Origin of the sequence: Streptosporangium sp. G11, from assembly GCF_051192615.1 — a bacterium.
In the GTDB taxonomy this organism is placed as follows: Bacteria; Actinomycetota; Actinomycetes; order Streptosporangiales; family Streptosporangiaceae; genus Streptosporangium.
In genome coordinates this window covers 167,461-186,624 of sequence record NZ_JBPJUQ010000006.1, presented here as the reverse complement: position 1 = coordinate 186,624, position 19,164 = coordinate 167,461, and the positions used below count along the sequence as shown (strand labels likewise).

Below are 19,164 nucleotides of genomic sequence, written 5' to 3'. Positions count from 1 at the left end.
GTGGTGATCGGCTCGGTGTTCGCCAACCGGGTCGCCTCCGGTCCGGGCATGGACGACGGCGAGTGGTCCCGGGACCGGCGGGACCTCGCCGCGGAGCGCGAGGCTAGGGTTTGAGGTCGAGCTGGATGCGGTGGACGGTCGACAGGAAGCGCTCGAAGCCGGTGACGACGGCCTCGCCGTACTCGCCGGTGTCGCGGAGCCGGATGCGCAGGGGGCGTCCCAGGTGCTCGGCGGTGATCCGGTAGCGGCCGATGGGCACGTCCAGCACGCCCGCGCCGTCGCCACCGCGCTCGGCCCGGCGGACGATGACCTCACCGGCCGAGCCGTCGATCAGCGGCCCCTGCGGGGTCAGGGTGAGCGTGACGTCCTCGTCGTTCAGGAAGGTCTCCGGGTTCTGCGGATCGTAGGACTCCAGATGGAAAAGAACCATGCTGCCGTAGAAGCCCAGCCCGTCGGACCGCTCACCGGTGAGCCGCCAGGTGAAGTCGCGGATCGCGCCGTCCGAACCGGCGAAGGAGGCGTCGTCGTGGGGGGTCAGCTCCATCGTGTAGGCGCGGTCCTCGAAGCGGCGGGTCACGGTGCCGGTCACCCGGAATGTGGCCGCGGCGACGTCGGTGCTCACCCGGTAGTGGCCGTCCTTGTCCGTTGTCACGACCAGGTTGCTGTTGTGGATGAGCTGGTTGTCGGCGACGATCTCCGCGTCCGCGACGGGCCTGCCCGCCCCGTCGACGACCCGGCCCTTGAGGACCCCGGCCTCCGGCTGCCCCACTCCGGCCTTCCGCTCCGCGGCGGTCTCCCGCCCGGTGTCGACCGTACCCGTCATCCGCTCCCCGCCTTCGCTCGCGCAGCCGCTCAAAGCCACCATGAGAACACCCGCGGCAATCACTCCTCGCACACCGGTCACGCTAGACGAACGATCTTGCAACCGACTTGGAACGGGCGATCGAACCACACCTGGCCTGACCAGCCCGCCGGCTGGGGGGACCGTGAACGGGCCGCCGGTCGTCGACGGACACCCGCGTGCGACCTCGGAGGACGACAGGCTGTTTTGTCAGCAAAAAGGGCGAAAAGTTCGTTTCTGTGGCGCCGCTGTGTCGACAGAGCAGGGGTGTTGGAACAAGGGTGTGCCGCCTGGGCCGGGGTAGGCGCACCGGACAACGTCGGCACCGGTGCTGACAATCATCCTGAACGACCCGGAACAACAAGAAGCCCCAGACTCTCGACATGTGCCGCGAGCTGGGGCTTTGTCTCCCGTTAGAGCAGGTCAGACCTGATCTGCTGTGGAGCGTGGTGGACGATACAGGGATTGAACCTGTGACCCCTTCCGTGTCAGGGAAGTGCTCTCCCGCTGAGCTAATCGTCCGCATGGGGAAAGACCAGAGGTGGAGACGGGATTTGAACCCGTGTAGACGGCTTTGCAGGCCGTTGCCTCGCCTCTCGGCCACTCCACCGGAGTGAGAGCCCGAAGACCCTTCGAGCGGAAGACGGGATTCGAACCCGCGACCCTCACCTTGGCAAGGTGATGCTCTACCACTGAGCCACTTCCGCGTGTTTCCCCCGGGTTTCGTACCCGGTGGCGACGAGAGAACTCTAGCGGGTTTTCCCAGCGGTTGCGTAACCGCGCGTTCAGCCGCCGGCCCCGTGCCCGTCGCGCGAATCCGCCCGCCGACACCCCTGCGGCGAGGTCCGGCCGGGCGGGCGTTCAGCCGTCCTGCTCGGCCGGGCGGCGCAGCTGGCGGGTGACGACGCGCTCCACGGCGGGCAGGGTGAGGAAGATCTCCAGGATGCGGGTGAGGCGGTGCACCTCGATGCGGTGGAAGGCGGGGCCGTCGGCGCGGGCCAGCAGGAAGGTCAGGGCCAGCGGGGGCAGCGGGGCGGCGATCACGTGCAGGCCGGAGTCAAGGGTGAAGGCCGTGGGGCGGATGGGGGTCTCGTCGGGGAAGGGCACCTGCTCGGGGGCGCGCCAGCTGGAGTGGACGACCGCGCGAGGGGGCTTCTCGGTCGCCGCCGCCGCCCAGTCGGCGCTGAACAGCACGGGCATGGAGTCGATCAGGGTGGCCAGGGCGCGGTCGCCCGCGGTGGTGATGTATTTGAGGATCTCCAGCTCCGGGTAGGTCCCCGGCGCCTCGCGCGTGCCCCAGATGCCCTCGATCCTCACCCCCGGGACGCTCTCCAGCCCCTCGACCAGGCTTTCCCTGGCGGCGGAGTCGGGCCAGTAGACGGTGATGTCGTCCAGTGCCCGGCCCTCGCCGCGTTCGAGGACGACCACCTGCGTGATGTCCGCGCCCGCGACACCGAGGACACGGGTGACCTTCCCCAGGGAGCCCGGCTGGTCGGGCAGTGCGATCCGCAGTCGCAGCAGCATCCGCGGCCTCCCGTGTCACGTTGATCTACACCAGTGACACCATACCCAGCGATGATTCGTCCTGCTCGTCGCGGTGCGGTAGAAAAGCCAGGTGGAGTCGTTGAAGCTGGGATCACTGGAGGTATGGCCGCCGGTCGTCCTCGCCCCGATGGCCGGGATCACCAACGCGCCGTTCCGTACGCTCTGCCGGGAGCAGGGCGGCGGGTTGTTCGTCTGCGAGATGATCACGACGCGGGCGCTGGTGGAGCGCAACCCCAAGACCTTCAAGATGATCCGGTTCGAGCCCGAGGAGAGCCCCCGCAGCATCCAGCTGTACGGGATCGACCCGGTGACCGTCGGCAGGGCCGTCCGCATGATCGCCGAGGAGGACCTGGCCGACCACGTCGACCTCAACTTCGGCTGCCCGGTGCCCAAGGTGACCCGCAAGGGCGGCGGCTCCGCGCTGCCGTACAAGCGGAACCTGTTCCGGGCGATCCTGCGCGAGGCCGTCGGCAACGCGGGGACGCTGCCGGTGACCGTGAAGATGCGCAAGGGCATCGACGACGACCACCTGACCTACCTGGACGCCGGGCGGATCGCCGTCGAGGAGGGCGTCTCCGCGATCGCGCTGCACGGCCGCACCGCGATCCAGCACTACGGCGGCACCGCCGACTGGGAGGCGATCGCGCGGCTCAAGGAGAGCGTGACGGAGATCCCGGTCCTCGGCAACGGCGACATCTGGAGCGCCGCCGACGCGCGCCGCATGATGGACGAGACCGGTTGTGACGGCGTCGTCGTGGGCCGTGGCTGCCTGGGGCGCCCGTGGCTGTTCGCGGACCTGGCGGCCATGTGCGAGGGCGGCGACGAGCGAAGCCGCCCCCTGCTGGGCGAGGTCGCCGCGACCATGGACCGGCACGCCACCCTGATGGCCGAGTGCTTCGAGAGCGAGCGGCACGCCGTGGTCGACTTCCGCAAGCACGTCGGCTGGTATCTCAAGGGCTTCACCGTCGGTGCCGAACTCCGCCGCCGCCTGGCCACCTCGGAGAGCCTGTCCGGCCTGCGCGAGGGCCTCGCCGAGCTCGACCCCGACCAGCCGTGGCCTGACGGCGTTGACACCCCCCGGGGCAAGACCAACCCGCGCGACCGCGTTCACCTGCCCGCCGGATGGCTGGACGACCCCTACGACCTCGCGGTTCCCGGCGCCGACGCCGAGACCGACACCTCGGGCGGCTGACGACACCGAGACCTGGGGCGGCCCGCCGGGACCGACGTCTCGGACGGTTGGCGTCGGCACCGACACCGGCGCCTCGGGCGGCCGGCGGCGTCGAGGCGGTCCCGGGGGCCTCTCGCCCCCGTTTCCTTCCTGGTCACTCCGGTTTCGGCCCGCCGCTCCGGACATTTCGCTCTCTTCGTGCGTTCCGCGAGGGCCGGTGCGTCCCGCGCGGCAGGTGTGACGCGAATGTGACCGCGTCCTGACGGACGGGCGTCAGCGATCTATGTAATCTGCGGTCAAAGGTCGCGGCTCACACGTGGAGACGGCGCTTTGACGGGCACCACATCGGCGGGATCAGCGGACGGTACGACAACGGGCACCGCGTCGGCGGACGAGTTGATCGCGGAGTTCGACGCGGAACGACCCGCCCGCCGGCTCTCGGGCTGGGTGGCCCGGGCCGTCACGCTGGTTGCCCTCGGCCTGTCGCTCTACGTCCTGTACCGGGCCTTCCGGCCCGGTGCCGTGCTCCCGTACCGGATGATCTTCCTCGCGGTCGTGCTGCCGCTCACCTTCCTCTGCTACAAGCCGGGACGGCGGGGCGCCGACCGGCCGGGCGTCGTGGACTGGGCGGCGGCCCTGCTGGCGCTCGCGGCCTGCCTCTATCCGCTGGTGGTCTTCGACGACTTCATCCGGCGCGCCTTCGAGCCGACGACCCTCGACGTGGTGGCCGGTGCGGTCATCGTGCTGCTGGTCCTGGAGGCCTGCCGCCGCACCGTCGGGTGGATCCTGCCCGCGGTCTGCGTCGCGTTCGCCCTCTACGCCTACTACGGCGGCTACCTGCCCTTCGACTGGGTCATCGGGCACCGCGGCTACGACATCGACCGGATCGTCGTCTCGTTCGTGATGGGCACCGACGGCGTGTACGGGGTGCCGCTCGACGTGGCGGCCACCTACATCATCCTGTTCACCGTCTACGGCGCGGTCCTCGACCACTCCGGCGCGGGCAGGTTCTTCGTGGACGTCTCCCTGGCCGCGTTCCGCCGCTCGCGCTCCGCGCCGGGCCGTACGGTCACCCTCGCCGGGTTCCTGCTCGGCACGGTCAGCGGCTCGGGCGTCGCGACGACGGTGAGCGTGGGCAGCGTCGCCTGGCCGATCCTGCGCAGGGCGGGATACCCGCCGGAGCAGGGCGGGGGAGTGCTCGCGGCGGCGGGCATCGGGGCGATCCTGTCGCCTCCCACGCTCGGCGCGGCGGCGTTCATCATCGCCGAGTACATGCGGGTCAGCTATCTCACGGTGCTGCTGTACGCCACCATTCCCACGGTCCTTTACTACCTGGGCATCTTCCTGGCCATCGAGATCGACGCCCGCAAATACGGGACGCGGGCGGTCGAGGTGGACGCGCCGAGGTTCTGGCCGCTGGTCAGGCGGTTCGGCTACCACTTCAGCTCGCTCTTCGTGATCGTCGTCCTGATGGCGCTGGGCCAGTCGCCGTTCCGCGCCGTGGTGTACGCCACCCTGCTGGCCGTCGCGCTCTCCTTCCTCGACAGGGAGCACGCCCTCACCCCGCGCCGGGCGGCGAGGGCCCTGGCGGCGGGGACGACCGGGGTGCTGCCGGTCGCGGTGACCTGCGCCGCCGCCGGGCTGATCGTCGCCGTCGTCACGCTCACCGGTCTCGGCCTCAAGGCGAGCTCGCTGATCGTCGGGGCCTCGGGCGGGATCCTGGCCGTCACCGCGCTGCTGTGCGCGGTCGCGGTGCTCGTGCTCGGCCTCGCCGTGCCGGTGACCGCGTCGTTCGTCATCGCGGCGGTCATCATCGGGCCCGCGCTGACGGATCTCGGCGTCAGCCAGGCCGAGGCGTACATGTTCATCTTCTACTACGCCGTGCTGTCGGAGGTCAGCCCGCCCACGGCGCTGTCGGCCTTCGCGGCGTCGGCGATCACCGGGGGCAACGCCTACCGGACCATGATGGCGGCCTGGAAGTACACGCTGCCCGCGTTCCTGGTGCCGTTCGCCTTCGTGCTGACCCCCGGCGGGGCCGGGCTGCTGGCCCAGGGCACGGCCGGGGAGATCCTGGCGGCCACGGGGGTCTCGGCGCTGGCGGTCGCCGCGCTGGCCGCCGCCACCGGCGGGCGGCTGCTCGGCCGGGCCGGGCCCGTCGAGCGGGTGCTGTGCGCGGTGGCGGCGGTGCTGCTGCTGTTCCTGTCACCCCTGCCCGCCCTCGCCGGGGCGGCTCTTCTGGTCGTGGCCGTCTCCCTCCATCTGGTGATGCGCAAACGAGAGGCACTGCATTGACCGTCAAACGCGTGGCCGTCCTGCTGGCGGCGGGGGTCCTGTTCCTCACCGGTTGCGGCGGCGACCGGTCGGCCGAACGGAGCGCGGGCCAGAGCGGCGCCGCGGGCAAGCGGCTGTCGATCGCCACCGGCAACACCACCGGCGTCTACTACGTCCTCGGCGGGGGCCTGGCCGACCAGATCGGCAAGAACCTCCCCGGCTACCAGGCCACGGCCGAGGCGACCGGCGCCTCGGTGGAGAACATCCAGCGGGTCGTCAGGGGCGACTCCGACATCGCCTTCACCCTCGCCGACTCCGCCGCCGACGCCGTCGCGGGCAAGGGCGCCTTCACCGCGCCCCAGCCGATCCGCGCCGTCGCCCGCCTGTACGACAACTACACCCAGGTGGTCGCCACCGTCGGCTCAGGAGTGAAGTCCGTCGCCGACCTCAAGGGCAAGCGGGTCTCCACCGGCTCGCCCAACTCCGGCACCGAGGTGATCGCGCTGCGCCTGCTGAAGGCCGCCGGTCTCGACCCTGACAAGGACGTCACCCGCCAGTCGCTGGGCCTGCCCGAGAGCGTGCAGGCCGTCAAGGACGGCGACCTCGACGCCCTGGTCTGGTCGGGCGGGCTGCCCACGCCGGGCCTCACCGACCTGCTGACCTCGCTCAAGGACCGGGTCGCCTTCGTCCCGCTGGACGGGGTGCTGCCCGCGATGCGGGCCGAGCACGGTCAGGTGTACGCCGCGGGCACGATCGCCAAGGACGTCTACGAGACCGCGGCCGACGTGTCCACGATCTCGGTGCCCAACCTGCTCGTCGTGAACGAGAAGATGGACCCCGCCCTGGCCGGGAGCCTGACGAAGCTGCTCTTCGACCACAAGGCGGATCTGGAGAAGGTCCACCCCGCGGCCAAGGACATCACCCGCGACAACGCCCAGAAGACCGAACCGGTGCCCCTGCACGACGGCGCGAAGAAGTACTACGGCTGATCGGCGCCTCACGCTTCCGGCGCCTCACGCTTCCGGTGTCTTGAGCTTCCGGTGTCGCGTGCCGCGCGGCGCGCGACACCGGGAGTCCCATGCTCGTCTCCCGTCTCTGCCGGAAGTCGTGTCGTCCCCCCGTTCCCGGGTATTCCGAATCATGTGAACACGTGGGGCAAACGAGATGACATGGTGGTCCACGGGACCGAGCCGTACAACGCCGAGGCTCCGCCGCGCGCGCTGGCCGATCACATCCTCACCCCGCTCGACACCTTCTACAGCCGCAACCACGGCCCCATCCCCGATCTGGATCCGGGGTCCTGGCGCCTGACCGTGGACGGCCTCGTCGAGCGCCCGCTGACGCTGTCCCTGGAGGACCTGCGTTCCGGGTTTCCCGAGCGCACCCTGGTGGCGACCCTGCAGTGCGCGGGCAACCGCCGCGCCGGTCTGGCCGAGGTCCGCGACATTCCCGGTGAGGATCCCTGGGGGTGCGGCGCGATCTCCACCGCCCGCTGGAGCGGTGTCGGCCTGGCCGAGGTCCTCGCCCGTGCCGGGCTGCTCCCCAGGGCGGCGCACATCGCCTTCGCCGCTCCCGACGTCTCCGACCTCGCCGATCCGCCCCAGCCCTACGGCGGCTCCGTACCCGTCGCCAAGGCCGTCGGCGGGGAGGTCCTGCTGGCCTGGGCCATGAACGACCGGCCGCTGCCCCGGGCCCACGGCGCCCCGCTCCGCGTCGTCGTCCCCGGCTGGATCGGCGCCCGCAGCGTCAAATGGCTCCAGCGCGTCACCGCCCAGGAGGGGCCGTCGGACAACTACTTCCAGGCCACCGCCTACCGTCTCCTGCCCGCCGAGGCCGACCCCGCCAAGGCCGGACCCGGTGACGGCATCTCCCTGGGGCCCGTCGTCCTCAACACCGCCATCCTGAGCCCCGGCGACGGTGCCCGCGTGCGGCCCGGCCTCACGCGGATCACCGGCTACGCCTACGCCGGAGACGGCCGTACCGTCGCCCGCGTCGACGTCTCCCTCGACGGGGGCGACACCTGGGTCCAGGCGGATCTCGGCGAGCAGGTGGGTCCCTGGGCGTGGCGGCACTGGCACACCACCGCCGATCTGGGGGAGGGCGAAACCGTGATCACCGCCCGCGCCTGGGACAGCACCGGGGCCACCCAGCCGGAATCGGCCCGGTCCCTGTGGAATCCCAAGGGGTACGCCAACAACTCGTGGTCCCGGGTCCGCGTCACCTGCGTCCCCTGAGGGGACACGCCGCCGGGCGCCTTCCGGGACCCGGCCGGGTGCCTGAGGAACGGGAGGGGCGCGGCCGCCCGCCCTCAGGCCTCGACGGAGCCGCCGCTGCGCCAGTAGACGTTGCTCTCCCTGCTGAGCATGCCCTCGTCGACGAGATAGCGGCGCAGCGCCGCGTGGTCGTCGTGGAAGGCGCGCAGCGCGACGTTGACCTCCTTCTCGGAGTAGCGGACCCCCGGTTCGAAGACCTGGACCACGTAGTCGAGCACCACGAGCTGCTTGTCGCGCTTGGTGGGGATCGCCCGTAACCGTCCCTCGACGAGGAAGGACTGCAGGACCCTCTCCTCGGGGGAGGCCGGGGTGGCGGGCCTGGCCGTGGCGTGCAGCAGCTCGCGGAAGCGCTCGCGCCGCGCCTCCCACTCGCCGCCCTCTCCCCGCGTGGCCAGCCCGCCGCGTTCCAGGCGGTCCAGCGCGCGCCTGACGGCCTCCCTGTCGAGGCCGGACTCCTCCTCCGGCTTGCCGCCCAGCACCAGGGCGGCCAGCACCTTCAACGTGTCTTCCTGGTACAGCAGGCCCAGCACCTGTCTGATCGCGTCGTCGCTCATCTCGCCATTCTTGTCGGTCCCGTCTGATATTTCTGCGGCCATGGACAGCCGGGGAGTGAGCCCAGAGGAGTTCCTGCGGATGGCGTTGGCGCTGCCCGAGGTGGAGCTGAACGACAGCAGGGAGCAGTGGACCGGTGTCAAGGTCAGGGGCAAGGGCTTCTGCTATCTCTCGGAGGCCGAGGCCGCCGCGCACGTCAAGACCACCCGGGAGGAGCAGCAGGCCATGATCGCGGAGAACCCCGAGGTGTTCGGGCCCTCCTGGAGCGGCGGCCGGTTCGGGTGGGTGGCGGTCCGGCTGGCCGGGGCCGATCCGCAGGAGCTGGCCGAGCTGGTCACCGAGGCGTGGCGCCTGACCGCCCCCCGCCGCCTGGTCGCCTCCTTCGAGGCCCGCCCCTGACGCGGGGCGGGCGCCCGGAGGGCCTCAGAGGCGGTTCAGGCCGATGACGTGGACCACTGCGCGGCCCTCCTCGTCGGAGGCGGCCAGGTCCACCTGGGCGTCGATGCCCCAGTCGCCGTCGCCCGCGGGGTCGGAGACGACCTGGCGGACCCGCCAGAACTCCTTCTCCTCCTCGATGCGGAGCAGGCCGGGGCCGCGGGCGTCCGGGCCGGTGCCGATCTCCTCGTGGTCGTCGTAGTAGGCGTCGAGCGCGGCGCCCCAGTCGACGTCGGGGGCCAGCTGCTCCAGCTCCTGCTCGTTTTCCAGGGAGGCCAGCTCGATCAGGCGGAACATCGCGTTGCGGACCAGCACGCGGAACGCGCGGGTGTTGGCGGTGACCGGCCTGGTGCTCTCCTCCAGCGAGGGCGCCTCCAGCTCCCCGGTCGGGTTCTGCAACTGCTCCCACTCGTCCAGGAGGCTGGAGTCGACCTGGCGGACCAGCTCGCCGAGCCACTCGATGAGGTCGACCAGGTCCTCGGTCTTGAGGTGCTCGGGAATGGTCCGCGACAGGGTGCGGTAGGCGTCGGCGAGATAGCGCAGCACGGTGCCCTCGGAGCGGGTCAGCTCGTAGAACTGCACGTAGTCGGCGAAGGTCATCGCCCGTTCGTACATGTCGCGGACGACGCTCTTGGGGCTCACCGTGTAGTCGCCCACCCAGGGGTGGCCGCGCCGGTAGGTCTCGTACGCGCCCAGCAGCATGTCGGCCAGCGGCATCGGGTACGTGATGTCGTTGAGGAGCTCCATCCGCTCCTCGTACTCGATGCCGTCGGCCTTCATCAGCGCCACCGCCTCGCCGCGCGCCTTCTTGAGCTGCGCCGACAGGATCTGGCGGGGGTCGTCGAGGATGGACTCGATGATCGAGACCATGTCCAGGGCGTAGTTCGGCGACTCCATGTCGAGCAGTTCGAGGGTGGCCAGCGCGAAGGTGGACAGCGCCTGGTTCAGCGCGAAGTCCTCCTGCAGGTCGACGGTCAGGCGGGCCATCCGGCCGTGGTCGTCGGGCTCGCTCAGCTTCTCCACCACGCCTCCGGCCAGCAGCGACCGGTAGATCGCGATGGCCTGGCTGATGTGCCGCCGCTGCCACTTGCGGTCCTCGTGGTTGTCGGTGAGCAGGTGGCGCATGGCCGCGTAGCAGTCGCCGGGGCGGTTGATCACCGCGAGGAGCATGGCGTTGCTGACCTTGAACCGGGAGTTCAGCGGCTCCGGCTCGGCGGTCTGCAGCTTCTCGAAGGTCTCCTCGCTCCAGCCGACGAAGCCCTCCGGCGGCTTCTTGCGGGCGAACCCGCGCCGCCTCTTGGGATCGTCGCCGATCTTGGCCAGGGCCTTCTCGTTCTCCACGACGTGGTCGGGGGCCTGGCAGACGACGTAGCCGATGGTGTCGAATCCGGCCCGCCCGGCCCGCCCGGCGATCTGGTGGAACTCGCGGGCGCGCAGCCGCCGCACCTTGTTGCCGTCGTACTTCGACAGCGCGGTGAACAGCACGGTCCTGATCGGGACGTTGACGCCGACGCCGAGGGTGTCGGTGCCGCAGATGACCTTCAGCAGGCCCGCCTGGGCGAGGCGTTCCACCAGGCGGCGGTACTTCGGGAGCATCCCGGCGTGGTGCACGCCGATGCCGTGCCGCACCAGGCGGGAGAGCGCCTTGCCGAACCGGGTGGTGAACCGGAAGTGGCCGATCATGGAGGCGATCGCCTCCTTCTCGGCCTTGGTCGACATGTTGATGCTCATCAGCGCCTGCGCCCGCTCCATGGCCGAGGCCTGGGTGAAGTGGACGACGTAGACGGGGTACTGGTTGGTGGTGAGCATCTCCTCCAGCGTCTCGTGGAGGGGGGTGAGCCGGTAGGAGTAGACCAGCGGGACCGGGCGCTCGGCGTTCTTCACCACCGCGGTGGGCCTGCCGTTGCGCCGGGTCAGGTCCTCCTCGAACCTGGTGACGTCGCCCAGGGTCGCCGACATCAGGATGAACTGGACGTTCGGCAGCTCCAAAAGCGGCACCTGCCAGGCCCAGCCGCGGTCGGGCTCGGAGTAGAAGTGGAACTCGTCCATCACCACCTGGCCGATGTCGGCCCCGGCGCCGTCGCGCAGCGCGACGTTGGCGAGGATCTCCGCGGTGCAGCAGATGATCGGCGCACCGGGGTTCACGCTCGCGTCGCCGGTCATCATCCCGACGTTCTCGGTGCCGAACACCGCGCACAGGTCGAAGAACTTCTCCGACACCAGCGCCTTGATCGGCGCGGTGTAGAAGGTGCGCACGTCCCTGGTCAGCGCGGTGAAGTGGGCTCCGGCGGCGACCAGGCTCTTGCCCGATCCGGTCGGGGTGGCCAGGATCAGGTTGTTTCCCGACACCACCTCGATAAGAGCCTCCTCCTGCGCCGGGTAGAGGGTCAGTCCCCGCTCGGAGTTCCATTCGACGAAGGCGTCGAAGATGGCATCGGGGTCGGCGTCGATCTCTTCTGGCAGGCGGTCTACGAGGCTCACGGTTCAATACTGCCGAAGAACTTGAGGTGGTCGGACCGGAGGCGGCCACGGATCACCTTACATTCCAGGTAAAGTGCGTGACTTTGTGTAGTTATGGCTGCTTTTTTCGGCATAAATGATGATCAAATCAGATGATGCCGCCGTTGACGCGAAGCACCTGCCCGTTGACCCAGCGGGCGGGACCGGCGAGGAACGACACGGCCTCGGCGATGTCCGAGGGCTGTCCCAGGCGTTCGAGCGGCGGCTGTGAGGCCAGCCTGGCGATGGTCTCCTCGTCCTTGCCGTCCAGGAAGAGCGCGGTGGCGGTGGGCCCGGGGGCGACGGTGTTGACGGTGACGTCCCTGCCGCGCAGCTCGCGGGCCAGGATGAGGGTCAGGCTCTCGACGGCGCCCTTGGAGGCGACGTAGGCGCCGTAGCCGGGGAAGGCCAGCCCGATGACCGAGGTGGAGAAGGTGATCAGGGCGCCGCCCCGGCGCAGCCTCCTGGCGGCCTGCTGGGCGACGGCGAAGGTGCCGCGTACGTTGACGTGCAGGATGCGGTCCAGCGTCTCCAGGTCGAGGTCGGCGACCGGGACGGGCGGGCCCATGATCCCGGCGGCGTGGACGACGACGTCGACGCCGCCGAAGGCCTCCTCGGCCGTGTCGAAGAGCGCGGAGACCGCGTCGGGGTCGCTGACGTCGGCCCGCACGGCGAGGCCCTTGCCCCCGGCCGCGGAGGCCTCCTTGGCCGCGGCCTGGCCCTCGGTGTCGTTGCTCGCGTAGTTGACCACGACGGCATAGCCTTCGGAGGCGAGCCGCTCCACGACCTGGCGGCCGATGCCTCGGGAACCTCCGGTGACGATGGCGACGCGGGCCGGTGTGGTGCTCATGATCGATCTCCCTTCGGAAATTTATGGACTCTATGTACATATACAGGTATATGAACATAATGTCCATATAGCTTACAGGGGAGGCGAGCCGTGGGGCCGTCCGACACGCTCACCCGGACGCGAGCCGGGCGGGGTGCGGCGGGAGGAGCGGACGAGCGCCAGGCCCGCCACGATCGCGCCCGCCCCGATCAGGGGCGCCGTCCCCGGGACGAAGCCGGTCACCGTGAGCGTGAGCAGGCCCAGCCCCACCAGTGCGGAGGCCACCAGGACCCTGGCCGCCCCGCCGGTGTACGGACCGGCCGCGGGGGGCGTCTCGAACCGGGCGAACCCCCGCAGCAGCGGCCACATCGCCAGGGCGAGCATGAGCAGCCAGTGCGGCCAGCCGGACAGCCAGGCCGAGGTGCCCGGCTCCGGGGTGGAGATCCCCAGGCCCACCACGACCATCGAGACGATGACGAACAGCGCGCTCATGTGCCACAGGTAGAGGGTCATCATCCGGTCACCGGCCCAGCGCAGTGCCCTGGAGACCCCCGGCCACTCCGCGAAGGAGACGATCGACCGGCGCATCGCCAGCGCCAGCCCGATCTGGCCCACCCCGATCGAGAGCAGCGCGACCGTGGGCGGCGCCATGTTGGAGACGGACGCCCCCGGCATCCCGATCATGCTGAGCGGGTAGGGGCCGAAGGCCGTCAGCACCGCGCCCAGGCCGTACCCGGCCAGGGCCAGGACCCAGGGGCGGCCCATCCGGCCGTCGGCGTACAGGAAGCCGAGCTGGTGCACCGCCAGCCAGACCAGCACGATGTTGGGGAAACCGGCGATGTCCAGGCCGCTGGTGAAGCGCAGGACGTCCACCGCCACGGCCCCCGCCGCCAGCACGGCCGGCACCCGCCAGCCGTACACCATGTTGAGCCTGAGCATCGGCGGGGTCAGCGTCACCGCGACGAGATAGATCGCCAGGAACCAGAGCAGCTGCCCGGCCAGCCGTGAGGCCGTCATGACCGGCTGCTCCGGCACGCCGAGCGCGAGGAGCAGGTGGGGGAGGGGCAGCCAGACCGCCGCCAGCGGGACCACCGGCCAGGCCAGGCGGCGCAGCCGCCCGGCGAGCCACGCGGGAGTCGCGTCACCGCGCCGCGCCGCGCTCCGCCGGCTGATCGCGTTGGCCGCGCCGCCCGCGAAGAACACCAGCGGCATCACCTGGCTGATCCACGTGATCATCCACGCGTTCCCGGTCGCCAGCGCGTTGCCGGTGGAGATCCGGCCGTCGGCGAAGGAGAGCAGCGGCATGCTCCAGTGCTGGAGCACCACCAGGACCATGCCGAACACGCGGAGCACGTCGATGAACGGGTCGCGCGCGGCGGGCGCCGGTGCCGTGCGAGGCGCCGTACGGGGAAGCGGGACGGCCGCCAGAGGCGGAGTCACCGTCGCAGCCGCCGCCGGGGTCACCGTCGGAGTCGCTGTCGGAAAGGCCGGTGGGAACGCTGATGGAGGCACTGCCGGGCCGGGGATCACGGCGGTCAAGAGGGTCTCGATTCTCAGGGAGGGGAGGCGAAGATCTCAGATGTGGCGATGTGAGAAGCCTCTCCTCAGGACCCCGGCGGCGCAGTGACGCGCGCAGCAGTCTTCTCGCCGGATCCCCTCACCACCTCGGGTAGTGCTGGCCCCACCCCGGTAAGCGGGCACACAGGGTCGATCGAGGGTGCGGGTCCTCGTAGCGTTGGCGGCATGAGAACCCTCCTCAGCCGCATCGGCACCGACACCCGCTACCTGGTCGTGGGCTTCCCGCTCTCCATCATCTGGTTCGTCCTGATGGTGGCCGGCTTCGCCGCGGGGGCCGGCACAGCCGTCGTGTTCGTGGGGCTGCCCATCCTCGCGACGACCCTTCTGGTCGCCCGGGGCTTCGCGGATGTCGAGCGGCGCTGGCTGCCCGAGGTGCTCGGCCGTCCCGTCGCCCGGCCGAGATACCGGCCGGCTCCGGAGAACGCCGGATGGTTCCGCAGGATGATCAATCCGTTCACCAACGGCCAGTCGTGGCTCGACCTGCTCTACGGCATCGTGGCCTTCCCGATCTCCATCATCACCTTCGTGCTGGCGGTGGTCTGGTGGGGCGGGTCGATCATCGGTCTCACCTACCCGCTCTACGGGTGGATCATCAACGCCATCCCCGGCAACGACGGGGGGCTCGGCACGCTCCTCGGCCTGGGCAGCAGCGTGTGGATCGATGTGATCATCAACACCACCATCGGCGTGCTCTTCGCGCTCACCCTCCCGGTGATCGTGCGGGGCGCCGCGCTCGTCCAGGCCGGGCTCGGCAGGGCCATGCTGACCGGGGTGGCCGAGCTGCACGACCGCATCGACGACCTGGCCGAGGGTCGGGCCGCCGCGGTGTCGGCCGAGGCCAACGCGCTGCGCCGGCTGGAACGCGACATCCACGACGGGCCGCAGCAGCGCCTGGTCTCCCTGGCCATGGACCTGTCGCGGGCTCAGCGTCAGCTCAAGCGCGACCCGGCGGGCGTCGAGCAGATGCTCGGCCAGGCGATCACCTCCACCCGCGAGACCCTGGACGAGCTGCGCGCCCTCTCGCGCGGCATCGCCCCGCCGATCCTCAGTGACCGGGGCCTGGCCCCCGCGCTCGCCGCGCTCGCCGGCCGCTGCACCATCCCCGTCGAGCTGGACGTCCAGGTCGTGGGGCGTTTCCCCGCGGCCGTGGAGAACACCGTCTACTTCGTCGTCGCCGAGTCCCTCACCAATGTCGCCAAGCACAGCCACGCCACGGTCTGTACCGTGACGCTGAGCAGGACAGGGGACTTTCTCATGCTGACGATCGGGGATGATGGGGTCGGCGGCGCCCATGTCGCCAAGGGGCATGGTCTGTCGGGTCTCGGCGACCGCCTCAAGGCGGTCGACGGCGAGCTGGCGGTCGACTCACCCGTCGGGGGGCCGACGGTCATAGTGGCGGAGGTTCCGTGCGGGTAGTGGTGGCCGATGACGCGGTGCTCATCAGGGAAGGTCTGATCAGGCTCCTTGAGGAGTTCGGCTGCCGGGTGGTGGCGGCGGTGGGGGACGGCGACCGGCTGGTGGAGGCCGTCGCCAAGCACCGGCCCGACGTCTCGGTGGTGGATGTGCGGATGCCGCCCGGCTTCACCGACGAGGGGCTGCGGGCGGCGGTGGAGGCGCGCCGGAGGGTTCCGGGCACGCCGGTGCTGATCCTGTCCCAGTACGTGGAGGTGTCCTATGCCGACGACCTTCTCGCCGACGCCAGGGGTGCGGTGGGCTACCTGCTCAAGGACCGCGTCGTGGACGTGGACGACTTCATGGGAGGGCTGCGCACGGTCGCGGCCGGAGGTACGGTCTTCGATCCTCAGGTGGTGGCTCAGCTGATGGTGCGACGCCGCCGCGACGATCCCCTCGCCCAGCTCACCCCGCGAGAGCGCGAGGTGCTCGGCCTGATGGCCGAGGGCAGGTCCAACCCGGCCATCGGCCGCCAGCTGGTGGTCAGCGACGGGGCCGTGGAGAAGCACATCCGCAGCATCTTCGCCAAGCTCGGCCTGTACGCCGAGGACGGCGACCAGCACCGCCGCGTCCTCGCGGTCCTGGCCTACCTGCGTTCCTGATTCGCCCCGAACCGGCGCGCCCGGACCCGCGTTCCCGGACTTGCGCTCTCACACCCGCCTCTCACACCCGCCTCTCACGCCCGCCTCTCACACCCGCGCTCCCGACCGCGAGGAGGAACAGTGATCTCGGTCTTCGGTAGTGCCAACATGGATCTCGTGGCCTACGTCGACGTCGCCCCCACGCTCGGCGAGACCGTGACCGGCCGCGCCTTCGGCACGGTCCCCGGCGGCAAGGGCGCCAACCAGGCCGTCGCCGCCGCACGGGCGGGAGCCGCGGTTGCCTTTCTCGGGGCGGTGGGCGACGACGCCTTCGGGACCGAGATGCGGCGTACGCTCACCGGGGCGGGGGTCGACGTGACGCACCTGCGCACGGTCCCCGGCCCCTCCGGCATCGCCCAGATCGTGGTGGACGGCGACGGCGGCAACTCGATCATCGTGGTCCCCGGTGCCAACGGGACCGTGACCGCCCCCTCGGAGGCCGAGATCGAGGTCATCTCCCGCTCCGACATGCTGCTGTTGCAGCTGGAGCTCCCCATCGAGGCCGTCACCGCGGCCGCCAGGGCCGCCCGCGCGGCCGGGACCACCGTGGTCCTCACCCCCGCGCCCGTGCAGCCGCTCCCCGCCGAGCTGCTGGAGGCGGTGGACATCCTGGTGGCCAACGAGCACGAGGCCGCCGCGATCACCGGCCAGGCCGATCACGAGCGCGCCCTGCTGGAACTGAGGGGCACGGTCGGCTGGGTGATCATCACCCTGGGGTCGCGCGGCGCGCTCACCGCCTCGGGCGACGGGCCCGCCGTACGCGTCGAGGCCCCCAGGGTGCCCGTGGTGGACACCACGGCCGCGGGCGACACCTTCGTGGGCGCCCTCGCCGCGGCCCGCGTCGAGGGGCAGTCCGCGGACCGGGCCGTCCGCTTCGCCGCCGCGGCCGCGGGGCTGTCCGTCCAGCGCGCGGGTGCCAGCACCTCGATGCCCACCCGCGCCGAGATCGACCGGAGCCTTGCCGGAGCCGGAGCCGGAGCCTGAGGCGGGCGCGTCGGCGGCTCTCTCCCCGGCCGCGTCCCGGGCACGACGCCCCGCGGCCGGAGGCCTCGGCGCGGCCCGGCGCGCCGGTGGTTCGAAGGCCCGCTCGCGGGCGGCCACGACGCCCCGGTGACCGGGGCGTGGACGCGCGGGGAGACGGGGGATCGCCTAGCCGCCGATGAGGGACGTCTCCGACAGCGTGAGCAGGAACGCCCCCGCGGCGAGCAGCGCGATCGGCCAGGACCGGCTGATGGCGGACCAGATCGTGGCGGCCAGGAAACAGACCAGGGCGAGCAGCACGAGAACGTCCACGAGAATCCTCCAAGGGGTCATCCCCAGACGATCATCGTCGGGGGCAAGCCCTCACTGCCCCGCGTCCACCGGAGGTAACACGCCGCGCCGCTGTTTCCTAGGAACGACGAATCCCACCCACCCCACTTTTTACTGATATATCCGGCTATGTCCTTCCCGGAGGGACGCGGCGGCCTCGGCGCAGGCGACGTCCTGGGAAACGGTGCCGCCGCTGACGCCGACCGCGCCCACCACCCCGCCCGCCCCGCGCTCGTCGCCGGACCCCCCGAGCGGGACGCCGCCGCCGAAACACACGTACCGGTCACCGGGCAGGCCGTACAGCTCGCCTCCCGGCAGGACCAGCGGCGCGAGGTCGGCGGTCGGCATGCCGTGGGCCACCGCGGTGTAGGCCTTGCCGGGGGCCAGGACGGGTCCGGTGATCCGCGCGCCGTCCATCCGCTGGAACGCGACCAGGTGCCCGCCCGCGTCGACCACGGCGACCGAGACGAGCGCGCCCTCCCGCGCGGCCTGCTTCACCGCGGCCTCACACATGCGCAGCGCGAGTTCCAGATTCACCGGGCTCCTCACCGTTTCGACGATCTTCGGCATGGACGGCCGGGTGCGCGTGCGCCGCCGTTCCGATGATGTGAGGTGTCATAACGATGCGACGCCCGCGCGGGCCCTTCGGAGGACCGGTGTGAGCCGGGATCGTCGTCCCGAAAGGGAAGTGACACCGCGAGGCGACATTCCGACGATGCTCACCAAGAGTGATGTTTCTCTTACTTGGAGCTACGATCCTCACTGGCGAGATCGTCGAGGTGTCGTCCCGACGTGGGGAGAGGCATGCACAACCACAACCGCGCGAGCGTCCTTCACCAGCTCAGGTACGCCCTCGGCCATCCGGGGCGGATCCCCGGGCACCTGAGACGGCTGGCCAGGGACACGTGGCTGCGCCTGGGCAACCGCGACCATGTCGCCTACTACCGGGCGGTCATGAGGTCCGACACCGCGCGCAGTCCCCGCGCGGCCGTGGGCACCAGGTCGTACCGGCGCTGGGTCGCCCTGGGGAAGATGCAGTTCGACTACCTCGTGCGGCACGGCCTGAGGCCCGAGCACCGCATGCTGGAGATCGGCTGCGGCAACCTGCGGGCCGGGCGCCTGTTCATCGGCTACCTCGACCCCGGAAACTACTACGGCATCGACATCTCCCCGGACATCCTGATCGCCGCCCAGGACACCCTGGTCTCCTACGACCTGCGCGACAGGCTCCCCTACCTCCTGCCGGTCAAGGACCTGCGCTTCGCAGCCCTGCCCGACCAGGCGTTCGACGTCGTCCACGCCCACAGCGTCTTCTCCCACTCCCCGCTCCACGTGATCGAGGAGTGCTTCCGGAACGTCGGCCGGATCATGAGGCCGGGAGGCTGGTTCGACTTCACCTTCGACCGCACCGAGGGCAGGGAGCACCACGTCCTGCGCGAGGACTTCTACTACCGCGCGGAGACCCTGATCGATCTGGCCGCCGAGTGCGGGCTCCGGGCGACCCTCATGGACGACTGGGAGCGGCTTCCCCACCGGCAGTCCAAGATCCGCATCACCTTCCCGGGGCCGGAGACCTCCGAGGACCACGCCGCGGGAGACCTCGACCGGCCCGGTGAGGCCGTACGGGAGCAGGAGCGGCCCGGCGCCGGGTGGGATCAGGCGGGGCTCCGGGGACGCCTCGGCCCCGAGGCCGGGCGGGCGGTGCCGGACCTCGCGGAGGAATCTCGGATAGGATCTGGCGCCTCGCGCGACTGATCTGGAGGAAC

General features: G+C 70.9%; 17 protein-coding genes and 3 tRNA genes. 9 read left to right on the top strand and 11 right to left on the bottom strand.

What is annotated here, in order from left to right; translation table 11 throughout:
• Positions 1–103: 103 nt before the first annotated feature.
• The 5 genes from ACSDR0_RS09015 to ACSDR0_RS08995 all read right to left on the bottom strand — a co-directional run bounded on the left by ACSDR0_RS09015 (position 104) and on the right by ACSDR0_RS08995 (position 2,365).
• Positions 104–865 carry a carboxypeptidase-like regulatory domain-containing protein gene (locus ACSDR0_RS09015; protein ID WP_435288297.1) on the bottom strand — a complete coding sequence of 254 codons (762 nt, stop codon included), beginning with the start codon at positions 863–865 and terminating at the stop codon, positions 104–106.
• Positions 866–1,288: 423 nt separating this feature from the next.
• Positions 1,289–1,363 (bottom strand) — tRNA-Val (locus ACSDR0_RS09010).
• A 17-nt stretch (positions 1,364–1,380) separates the two neighbouring features.
• A tRNA-Cys gene (locus tag ACSDR0_RS09005) sits at positions 1,381–1,451 on the bottom strand.
• 25 nt (positions 1,452–1,476) lie between these two features.
• Positions 1,477–1,548: transfer RNA gene (locus tag ACSDR0_RS09000), tRNA-Gly, on the bottom strand.
• Between the two features lie 154 nt (positions 1,549–1,702).
• Complete coding sequence (locus tag ACSDR0_RS08995; protein WP_435288296.1) at positions 1,703–2,365, bottom strand: amino acid-binding protein; 663 nt, start codon at positions 2,363–2,365, stop codon at positions 1,703–1,705.
• Between the two features lie 91 nt (positions 2,366–2,456).
• Between ACSDR0_RS08995 and dusB the strand changes: the two genes are divergently transcribed.
• The 4 genes from dusB (at position 2,457) to ACSDR0_RS08975 (ending at position 8,062) form a co-directional block, all read left to right on the top strand.
• The gene (gene dusB, locus ACSDR0_RS08990) at positions 2,457–3,578 is read left to right on the top strand and encodes a tRNA dihydrouridine synthase DusB (protein ID WP_435288295.1); all 1,122 of its coding nucleotides are present in this window, start codon (positions 2,457–2,459) and stop codon (positions 3,576–3,578) included.
• A gap of 309 nt (positions 3,579–3,887) precedes the next feature.
• On the top strand, positions 3,888–5,849 hold the full coding sequence (locus ACSDR0_RS08985; RefSeq protein WP_435288294.1) for a TRAP transporter permease: 1,962 nt from the start codon (positions 3,888–3,890) through the stop codon (positions 5,847–5,849).
• Entirely contained in the window at positions 5,846–6,817 is a 972-nt protein-coding gene (locus ACSDR0_RS08980) for a TAXI family TRAP transporter solute-binding subunit (protein WP_435288293.1), read from the top strand. Before ACSDR0_RS08985 ends, ACSDR0_RS08980 begins: the two co-directional genes overlap by 4 nt.
• 180 nt (positions 6,818–6,997) lie before the next feature.
• Positions 6,998–8,062, top strand: coding sequence for a sulfite oxidase (locus tag ACSDR0_RS08975; protein ID WP_435288292.1), 1,065 nt, complete (start codon positions 6,998–7,000; stop codon positions 8,060–8,062).
• Between the two features lie 74 nt (positions 8,063–8,136).
• Here ACSDR0_RS08975 and ACSDR0_RS08970 read toward each other — a convergent pair whose 3' ends face one another.
• Positions 8,137–8,655 (bottom strand): DUF2087 domain-containing protein, encoded by a 519-nt coding sequence (locus ACSDR0_RS08970; RefSeq protein WP_435288291.1) that lies wholly within the window; start codon positions 8,653–8,655, stop codon positions 8,137–8,139.
• Between the two features lie 40 nt (positions 8,656–8,695).
• Here ACSDR0_RS08970 and ACSDR0_RS08965 point away from each other — a divergent pair, with 40 nt between their 5' ends.
• Positions 8,696–9,052: an MmcQ/YjbR family DNA-binding protein gene (locus ACSDR0_RS08965; protein WP_435288290.1), complete on the top strand. Its 357-nt coding sequence runs from the start codon at positions 8,696–8,698 to the stop codon at positions 9,050–9,052.
• 24 nt (positions 9,053–9,076) lie between these two features.
• On the opposite strand, the gene ACSDR0_RS08960 is transcribed toward ACSDR0_RS08965, so the two are convergent.
• From ACSDR0_RS08960 to ACSDR0_RS08950, 3 genes are all read right to left on the bottom strand, one after another.
• Positions 9,077–11,569, bottom strand: a complete 2,493-nt coding sequence (locus tag ACSDR0_RS08960) for a DEAD/DEAH box helicase (RefSeq protein WP_435288289.1) — start codon at positions 11,567–11,569, stop codon at positions 9,077–9,079.
• 127 nt (positions 11,570–11,696) lie between these two features.
• Positions 11,697–12,437 (bottom strand): SDR family oxidoreductase, encoded by a 741-nt coding sequence (locus ACSDR0_RS08955; protein WP_435288288.1) that lies wholly within the window; start codon positions 12,435–12,437, stop codon positions 11,697–11,699.
• 72 nt (positions 12,438–12,509) lie between these two features.
• Entirely contained in the window at positions 12,510–13,856 is a 1,347-nt protein-coding gene (locus tag ACSDR0_RS08950) for an acyltransferase family protein (RefSeq protein ID WP_435288287.1), read from the bottom strand.
• Positions 13,857–14,159: 303 nt separating this feature from the next.
• On the opposite strand from ACSDR0_RS08950, the gene ACSDR0_RS08945 reads away from it, so the two are divergent.
• The 3 genes from ACSDR0_RS08945 (at position 14,160) to rbsK (ending at position 17,071) form a co-directional block, all read left to right on the top strand.
• Complete coding sequence (locus ACSDR0_RS08945; RefSeq protein WP_435288286.1) at positions 14,160–15,410, top strand: sensor histidine kinase; 1,251 nt, start codon at positions 14,160–14,162, stop codon at positions 15,408–15,410.
• A complete protein-coding gene (locus ACSDR0_RS08940) occupies positions 15,401–16,048 on the top strand; it encodes a response regulator (protein ID WP_435288285.1) in 648 nt (215 codons plus the stop codon). The genes ACSDR0_RS08945 and ACSDR0_RS08940 overlap by 10 nt, the downstream gene beginning before the upstream one ends.
• A gap of 120 nt (positions 16,049–16,168) precedes the next feature.
• Complete coding sequence (rbsK, locus tag ACSDR0_RS08935) at positions 16,169–17,071, top strand: ribokinase (RefSeq protein ID WP_435288284.1); 903 nt, start codon at positions 16,169–16,171, stop codon at positions 17,069–17,071.
• A 165-nt stretch (positions 17,072–17,236) separates the two neighbouring features.
• Here the strand turns inward: rbsK and ACSDR0_RS08930 are convergent, their stop codons facing one another.
• The gene (locus tag ACSDR0_RS08930) at positions 17,237–17,401 is read right to left on the bottom strand and encodes a hypothetical protein (RefSeq protein ID WP_435288283.1); all 165 of its coding nucleotides are present in this window, start codon (positions 17,399–17,401) and stop codon (positions 17,237–17,239) included.
• Positions 17,402–17,509: 108 nt separating this feature from the next.
• Positions 17,510–17,935, bottom strand: a complete 426-nt coding sequence (locus ACSDR0_RS08925; protein WP_435288282.1) for a GlcG/HbpS family heme-binding protein — start codon at positions 17,933–17,935, stop codon at positions 17,510–17,512.
• Positions 17,936–18,202: 267 nt separating this feature from the next.
• Between ACSDR0_RS08925 and ACSDR0_RS08920 the strand changes: the two genes are divergently transcribed.
• Positions 18,203–19,153, top strand: a complete 951-nt coding sequence (locus ACSDR0_RS08920; protein ID WP_435288281.1) for a class I SAM-dependent DNA methyltransferase — start codon at positions 18,203–18,205, stop codon at positions 19,151–19,153.
• Positions 19,154–19,164: the final 11 nt, after the last annotated feature.